The following is a 7,573-nucleotide window of genomic DNA, read 5'->3' on the forward strand; positions in this document are numbered from 1 at the left end:
ATGGATTACGAACAGACGGTTGACTACTTATATAGTAAATTGCCTATGTTCACCAAGGTGGGTAGCATAGCGATAAAGAAAGATCTCCACAACATTCGAAGCCTTTGCTCAAGGCTTAACAATCCTCAAAGTCGCTTTAAGAGCATCCACGTCGGTGGTACAAACGGCAAAGGCTCAACTTCTCATATGTTAGCCGCCATACTTCAAACGGCTGGTTATAAAACTGGCTTGTACACTTCCCCCCATCTTAAAGACTTCCGGGAAAGGATAAAAGTGGACGGCAAGATGATCGGAAAGCAATCCGTCACCAATTTTATCACCGAAAACAGGAGCTTTATTGAAACCATTGAACCGTCTTTTTTTGAAGTTACCGTTGCTATGGCCTTCTCCTACTTTGCGCAGGAGCAGGTAGATGTGGCCATCATAGAGGTCGGCCTGGGTGGGCGCCTTGACTCCACAAATATCATTATGCCCGAGTTATCCGTTATTACAAACATCAGTTTAGACCACACCAGCATTCTAGGGGATACATTAAAGGAAATAGCCTATGAGAAAGCTGGAATCATAAAACCTTGGATTCCTGCTGTAATTGGGGAATCACATCCTGAAACCGATGAGGTATTTGAGCGGAAAGCGAATGACGCCCATGCAGAACTACATTTTGCTGACAGGCATATGCAGGTTGAGCGTGTTACAAAGGCGGCTGACTTTATGGATGTAGCTGTTGCCTATGCATCTTCCATGAAGGAACTGCGCCTCGACCTGACCGGCAGCTACCAGTTAAAAAACATCCTCACCGTCTTGCAATCAGTAGAGATCATGCGAACGAAAGGCTTTCAGATAAGCGATGAAGCCTTACATTATAGTCTACAGCATGTCAAAGAAATTACGGGCCTGCAAGGAAGGTGGCAGAAGTTAGGTGATCATCCCCTGATATTCTGCGATACGGGTCATAATGTAGCAGGGATAAGCGAAATCGTTACCAATATCAAGGCTTTATCTTACACCAACCTCCATATGGTGATCGGAATGGTGAAAGACAAAGATATCACTGGAGTGCTGAAACTGCTGCCCAAAGATGCCATCTATTATTTTTGTCATCCTCAACTTGAACGTGCTTTAGATTCAACCGAACTAGGAGCTATCGCCGAGCGCTACGGCCTTAATGGAGAATCATATGGCAGCGTTCAGGACGCAGTAAGAGCAGCCAAAACAAACGCGCAAAAATCCGATCTCATCTTTATTGGGGGCAGCACCTTTGTAGTGGCAGAAGCACTATAAAATCTTTACATTAACCGCTTTCCTAGCTCAACTCCTCTTGTTAACTTTGGAACCTTAACACATAAGAATGAAAAAAATCCATCTGTTTTTCCTTTTAGTTGTCCTGCTCTCTACCGATTTAGCGGCCCAGAAAAAAAACACTGCTGTAAACAGCAGGAATGGACCAGGAGTGACAAGGCCAAAACTCATAGTAGGCATGGTTGTAGACCAGATGCGATGGGACTTTCTATATCGATATTCCGAAAGGTATTCTAAAGGAGGAATTAAGCGGCTGTTGCGCCAGGGGTTTTCGGCCGAAAACACTTTCATACCGTACATACCTACCTATACAGCTTGCGGACATGCCAGCGTGTATACCGGATCGGTCCCGGCAATAAACGGAATTATAGGCAATGACTGGTACGATCGCGATCTGAAACGAAATATTTACTGTGCCGAGGATACCAGCGTCAAGACAGTAGGGAGCAACACAAGAGCCGGACTCATGTCGCCAAAGAATATGCTGTCTACCAGCATTACCGATGAGCTCAAACTCGCCACGAATTTCAAAAGTAAAGTAATCGGCATCTCCCTGAAAGACCGGGGCTCCATCCTGCCTGCTGGCCATACCGCAGACGCGGCCTATTGGTTTGATGGTCAGACGGGCGACTGGATCAGCAGTACATACTATATGGAGCAGCTTCCCGCCTGGCTTCAGGAATACAATAGAAAAAAAACAGTAAACACCTATTTGGAGAAGAACTGGAACACATTATACCCCATAGAAACATATACGCAGAGTACTGAAGACGATAAAAGCTATGAAGGGAAGTCGCGAGGTGAAGAAGCTGCCATATTCCCTCACCCCTACAAGCTATATGCAGGCAAAGACTTTGAAAAAATAAAAAGCATGCCTTATGGTAATACCATGACGCTCGAACTTGCCAAGCTTGCAATCAAAGAGGAAAGACTGGGAGAAAGCGGCGTGACTGATTTCCTGGCTGTTAGCTGCTCCGCTACAGACTATGTAGGCCATCAGTACGGGCCCAATTCCATTGAGATCGAAGATACCTATCTCAGGTTAGATCAGGACCTGGCGGAATTCTTCGATTTCCTGGATGCGAAATACGGCAAAGACAACTACCTCTTCTTCTTATCCGCCGACCACGGTGCGGCTCAGGCTCCGGGACTAGCGCTTGAAAAGCGACTCCCTGGCGGTACCTTTGGCGACGGGAATGTTATTAAAATCCTTAATAAGCTATTTGAGTCACGCTTCGGCATTAAAAAAGCCATACTAACCTCTACAAACAGCCAAATCCATTTTGATCACGAGGCGATTGAGCAAGCAAAAGCGGATTATGATGAAATTAAAAGACTGACTATCGCAGAATTCAGAAAACAGCCTGAAGTCGCAGATGCGGTCGACCTGAGCAAACTCGAGCAAACCACTTTAGTGGAGCCGATTAAGAAAGCCCTGACAAATGGATATAACGCCATTCGAAGTGGCGACATCTACGTTCTTCTCAAACCAGGATATCTGGCAGGATCGAAGACGGGGACCACCCACGGCAGTGGCTACCCTTACGACCATCACATTCCATGCGTATTTATGGGCTGGAATGTAAAACCTGGAAAAACCAACAAGACCTATCATATGACAGATATCGCGGCAACGCTTGCGGCAATGCTTCGCATCCAGATGCCAAGCGGATGCGTTGGTGAACCGATCACTGAATTGACACATCAATATCAATAGATGTAAAAATAAATGTGCTGAAGCCGCCTAACACCTTGGGCGGCTTTTTCATTACATTTGTTTAACCGAATATTACAACATGCAAAATACAGACATCTATTCTTCCGCACACAAAATACGTTTTGTAACTGCTGCTGCACTTTTTGACGGACACGATGCTACCATAAACATTATCCGGCGGATATTGCAGTCCTCCGGTGCCGAGGTAATACATCTTGGCCATAACAGGTCGGCGGAAGAAGTTGTAAACTGTGCCATACAGGAAGATGTCCAGGGCATAGCGGTCACGTCATATCAGGGCGGGCATCTTGAATACTTCAAATACATGTATGATCTTTTGAAAGAACGCGGCGCGAATCATATCAAGATATTTGGAGGCGGCGGTGGCGTAATCTTACCAGCCGAAATAGATGAACTTAAAAGCTACGGAATAGCTCACATTTATTCCCCGGACGATGGCCGGAAAATGGGACTTCAGGGAATGATCAACGATATGTTGCGGCAGACTGACTTTAAACCTGTCAATTTTGTGCCAGGTCGGGGTAGGCTCAACCTGACTACCAAAAACACTCAACTTATTGCTTCTGCAATCAGTGCAGCGGAAACGGATGCCGAAAGATTTGCCGGGATCAGGCCCCGCATAGAGCAACCTGAAAAAAGCGTACCTGTTTTAGGCATCACAGGAACCGGCGGCGCAGGTAAGTCATCATTGATCGACGAACTGGTTCGGCGATTCTTGAACGCACTACCGGATAAAACGCTGGCAATTATATCCGTAGACCCTTCCAAACGGAAAACCGGCGGTGCCCTGCTCGGAGATAGGATCCGGATGAATGCCATAAACCATCCGCGGGTCTATATGCGCTCGCTGGCCACCAGGCAGGCCAATATTTCCCTGTCCCGGCATGTTCAAGAAACCATCGAGATCTGCAAATCTTCCGGCTTCGACCTAGTCATTGTTGAAACGTCGGGAATCGGGCAGTCCGACACTGAAATCACAGATCACTGTGATGTGTCCCTTTACGTTATGACACCGGAATTCGGTGCCGCAAGTCAACTTGAAAAAATAGACATGCTGGATTTCGCACATCTGGTTGCTATCAACAAATTCGATAAACGAGGCGCGGCCGATGCCCTCAGGGATGTAAAGAAACAATACCGGCGAAATCATAACCTGTTTGACGCGCCCGAAGAAGCTATCCCTGTATTCGCCACCATGGCGTCTCAGTTCAATGATACTGGTATGAACAAGCTGTTTCTTGAACTTATGCGACAGATACAGTTGCATACAGGGATTAGCTTCGGCATCATTGCAGATCAGACCCTGTCAGACTCGTCTGACAAAGCATATGTGATACCACCCGAACGCGTTCGCTACCTCGCCGAGATCGTAGAAAGCAGTCAGTTGTACGACAAGTGGGTAGATGCGCAATGCATAACGGCCCAAAAACTTTATCAGCTCAATGGGGTTATCGAAAGCCTTCAAGCTGACACCATCACAGATCAAGCATCAAGTCAGTCAGCGGTAGAACTACTGAAACACCAATACCAGAACCTCGAAAAGGAGCTTGACGATTCATGCCAGCACATGCTTGAGGAATGGCCCAAACTTAAAGAAACGTATGCGGGGGATGTATTCACATACCGGGTGCGCGACAAAGAAATCAGGCAGCCGCTTTTCTACGAATCCCTGTCAAAACTTCGCATCCCGAAAATATCCCTTCCGCGGCACTCCGACTGGGGAGACCTGCTTCGCTGGAGGTTGACAGAGAACCTACCTGGGGAATTTCCGTACGCTGCGGGCGTCTTTCCCTTAAAGCGGGAGGGAGAAGATCCTACGAGAATGTTTGCTGGAGAAGGTAGTCCTGAAAGAACCAACCGGCGATTTCACTATGTCGCGTCCGACCAGCCGGCCCATCGCCTTTCTACTGCGTTCGATTCCGTGACGCTTTATGGAGAAGACCCTCACGTAAGGCCCGACATACATGGAAAAATAGGAAACTCAGGAGTCAGTATCGCAACCCTGGATGACGCAAAGAAGCTCTACTCAGGCTTTGATCTTTGCAATCCATCTACCTCCGTGTCCATGACCATTAATGGCCCCGCGCCCATCATGCTGGGATTTTTTCTCAATGCTGCCATCGATCAGCAGTGCGAAAAATACATTATTAAAAACGGCCAGACAGAAGACATAGAAGCGAAAATAGCATCCATTTTCGAGACCCGGGGAATAAAAAGACCGCATTATCACGGACCTTTACCTCACGGGAACGATGGTTTGGGCTTAATGCTTCTAGGGGTAACCGGAGATCAGGTACTCCCATCCGAAATCTATCAGAATATTAAAGCAGAAACGATCAGAACAGTCAGGGGAACCATACAGGCAGATATTCTCAAGGAAGATCAGGCACAAAATACCTGCATATTCTCCACAGAGTTTGCGCTGCGAATGATGGGAGACGTGCAACAATATTTTATCTCAGAGAATGTACGCAATTTCTACTCCGTATCAATTTCCGGTTATCACATCGCTGAGGCAGGTGCTAACCCCATTTCTCAGCTTGCCTTCACGTTAAGTAACGGGTTCACTTACGTAGAATATTACTTAAGCCGGGGAATGCATATCGATGATTTTGCCCCCAATCTGTCCTTCTTTTTCTCGAATGGAATAGATCCGGAGTACTCCGTTATCGGGAGGGTGGCCAGACGGATCTGGGCTAAAGCCATAAAATTCAAATACCGCGGAAATTCCAGGTCGCAAAAGCTAAAATATCATATTCAAACCTCGGGACGGTCGCTCCATTCCCAGGAAATCGACTTCAATGATATCCGAACAACGCTCCAGGCACTGTATGCCATTTATGACAACTGTAACTCGCTCCACACAAACGCTTACGATGAAGCAATAACCACACCCACGGAAGAATCTGTGAGACGGGCGATGGCCATACAGTTGATTATCAATAAAGAACTAGGCCTGGCTAAAAACGAAAACCCGCTGCAGGGCGCTTTCATTATCGACGATCTGACCGACCTTGTAGAAGAAGCCGTGTTGATGGAGTTTAAGCGAATCAACGACCGTGGCGGTGTTCTCGGAGCTATGGAGACCATGTATCAGCGAGGAAAAATCCAGGAAGAGAGCTTATACTATGAAACGCTGAAACACGACGGCAGTTACCCGCTCATCGGAGTAAACACCTTTATAAGCAAAAATGGCTCACCAACAACGATCCCTCAGGAAGTTATTCGGGCTACTCCTGAAGAGAAGGAACAACAGATAAAAAATCTAGCCTTGTTCCACGAAAGAAATGAAACTCATGTTGATCCGGCACTCGCAAAGCTGAGAAGCTCCGCGCTCAGCCAGGCGAATACATTCGATGTGCTGATGGAAACGACTAAGGTATGCTCCTTAGGTCAGATTGCAAATGCCTTATACGAAGTAGGTGGTCAGTACAGAAGAAATATGTAAACGCTATTGCCGTGCCTCTTACGAATGTATCCAGCTAAACTTATACTCAATAGTAGGAGTCTTCATGCGTTCAGCAATACGGGTTAATCTGGCAGGTAAACCCATCACATAATCCCTGGCTTTTTCGCCGGCGTCGTTCAAATCCTTTACACTGTCGATCTTCCATTCCTCGATCAACTGCTGCATGATCTCTACATAATCCAGCGCCGTATAGACACCAAGCCGTTGCGCAGCATCTGTAAAGTGCCCGAATGTCTGACCAATCTTCATACCCATCTCGCGCAGGAAATGCGCAGGCATAACGATCTTCTTACGCATCATATCTTCAAAGGCAATCATCGCCTCATTAGGGTCAACCTCGAAAATCTTGGAAATAAAATCTTTGTAAGCCTTCGCATGGCGTGCTTCATCAGAAGCAATAACGCCACACATTTTGGACAGCAAATTATCACCATCCTTTTTTGCCAGAGAAGCTACACGCCTGTGAGAGATGTTAGTAGCCAGCTCCTGGAAACTGGTATATATAAAGTTCCTGTACGGATCGGTACCCGTACCGATCTCAAATCCATCAGCTATTAAATATTGAGTAGAAATCTCCATTTGACGCATGTCGACCCTACCCGATAGATATAAATACTTGTTGAGCAAATCACCATGTCTGTTTTCCTCAGCAGTCCAATGCCTTACCCAGCGCATCCAGCCACCATCCTCGTTCTTAGACACGCCGTCTACCATGGTCAGCCACGACTCATAAGTAGGCAAAGCTTCTTCAGTGATGGTATCGCCGATCAACACAGCCACCAAATCATAAGAAAGGTCTTTGGCCTTCTCTCTCAGGGCCCTGATGTCCTGATAAAAGGTCTCACTTGTAGAATCCGGCAAGAAGTCCGAAGGCTGCCAGTTGGTATCTATTGGCTTCAAATACGTGCCCATCATATCAAGCATATAAGGCTCAATATGCATCATTACTTCCCTTCTCTGCTCTACAAAAAAACTCATTCGTGTATATTATTTGTCTCGACATCAAATATACCAAAAAAATGAGATAAGTGAGCGTATTTGTTTATTTCCAAGGATGTAAAAGGCCG

At 46.5% G+C, this 7,573-nt stretch carries 4 protein-coding genes; 3 read left to right on the forward strand and 1 reads right to left on the reverse strand.

What is annotated here, in order from left to right:
* From QEP07_RS16485 to QEP07_RS16495, 3 genes are all read left to right on the forward strand, one after another.
* Complete coding sequence (locus QEP07_RS16485; RefSeq protein ID WP_285011410.1) at positions 1–1,281, forward strand: bifunctional folylpolyglutamate synthase/dihydrofolate synthase; 1,281 nt, start codon at positions 1–3, stop codon at positions 1,279–1,281.
* 67 nt (positions 1,282–1,348) lie between these two features.
* Entirely contained in the window at positions 1,349–3,016 is a 1,668-nt protein-coding gene (pafA, locus tag QEP07_RS16490) for an alkaline phosphatase PafA (protein ID WP_285011411.1), read from the forward strand.
* Between the two features lie 79 nt (positions 3,017–3,095).
* Positions 3,096–6,485, forward strand: coding sequence for a methylmalonyl-CoA mutase family protein (locus tag QEP07_RS16495; protein WP_285011413.1), 3,390 nt, complete (start codon positions 3,096–3,098; stop codon positions 6,483–6,485).
* A gap of 18 nt (positions 6,486–6,503) precedes the next feature.
* On the opposite strand, the gene QEP07_RS16500 is transcribed toward QEP07_RS16495, so the two are convergent.
* Entirely contained in the window at positions 6,504–7,484 is a 981-nt protein-coding gene (locus tag QEP07_RS16500; protein ID WP_256007615.1) for an acyl-ACP desaturase, read from the reverse strand.
* Positions 7,485–7,573: the final 89 nt, after the last annotated feature.

Source organism: Pedobacter faecalis, assembly GCF_030182585.1.
GTDB classification, from domain to species: domain Bacteria; phylum Bacteroidota; class Bacteroidia; order Sphingobacteriales; family Sphingobacteriaceae; genus Pedobacter; species Pedobacter faecalis.

What these genes read in the sequence shown, in the direction of transcription:
- QEP07_RS16485 (WP_285011410.1), top strand. Translation starts at nt 1, where the DNA reads ATGGATTACGAACAGACGGTTGACTACTTATATAGTAAATTGCCTATG.
- pafA (WP_285011411.1), top strand. Translation starts at nt 1,349, where the DNA reads ATGAAAAAAATCCATCTGTTTTTCCTTTTAGTTGTCCTGCTCTCTACC.
- QEP07_RS16495 (WP_285011413.1), top strand. Translation starts at nt 3,096, where the DNA reads ATGCAAAATACAGACATCTATTCTTCCGCACACAAAATACGTTTTGTA.
- QEP07_RS16500 (WP_256007615.1), bottom strand. Translation starts at nt 7,484, where the DNA reads ATGAGTTTTTTTGTAGAGCAGAGAAGGGAAGTAATGATGCATATTGAG.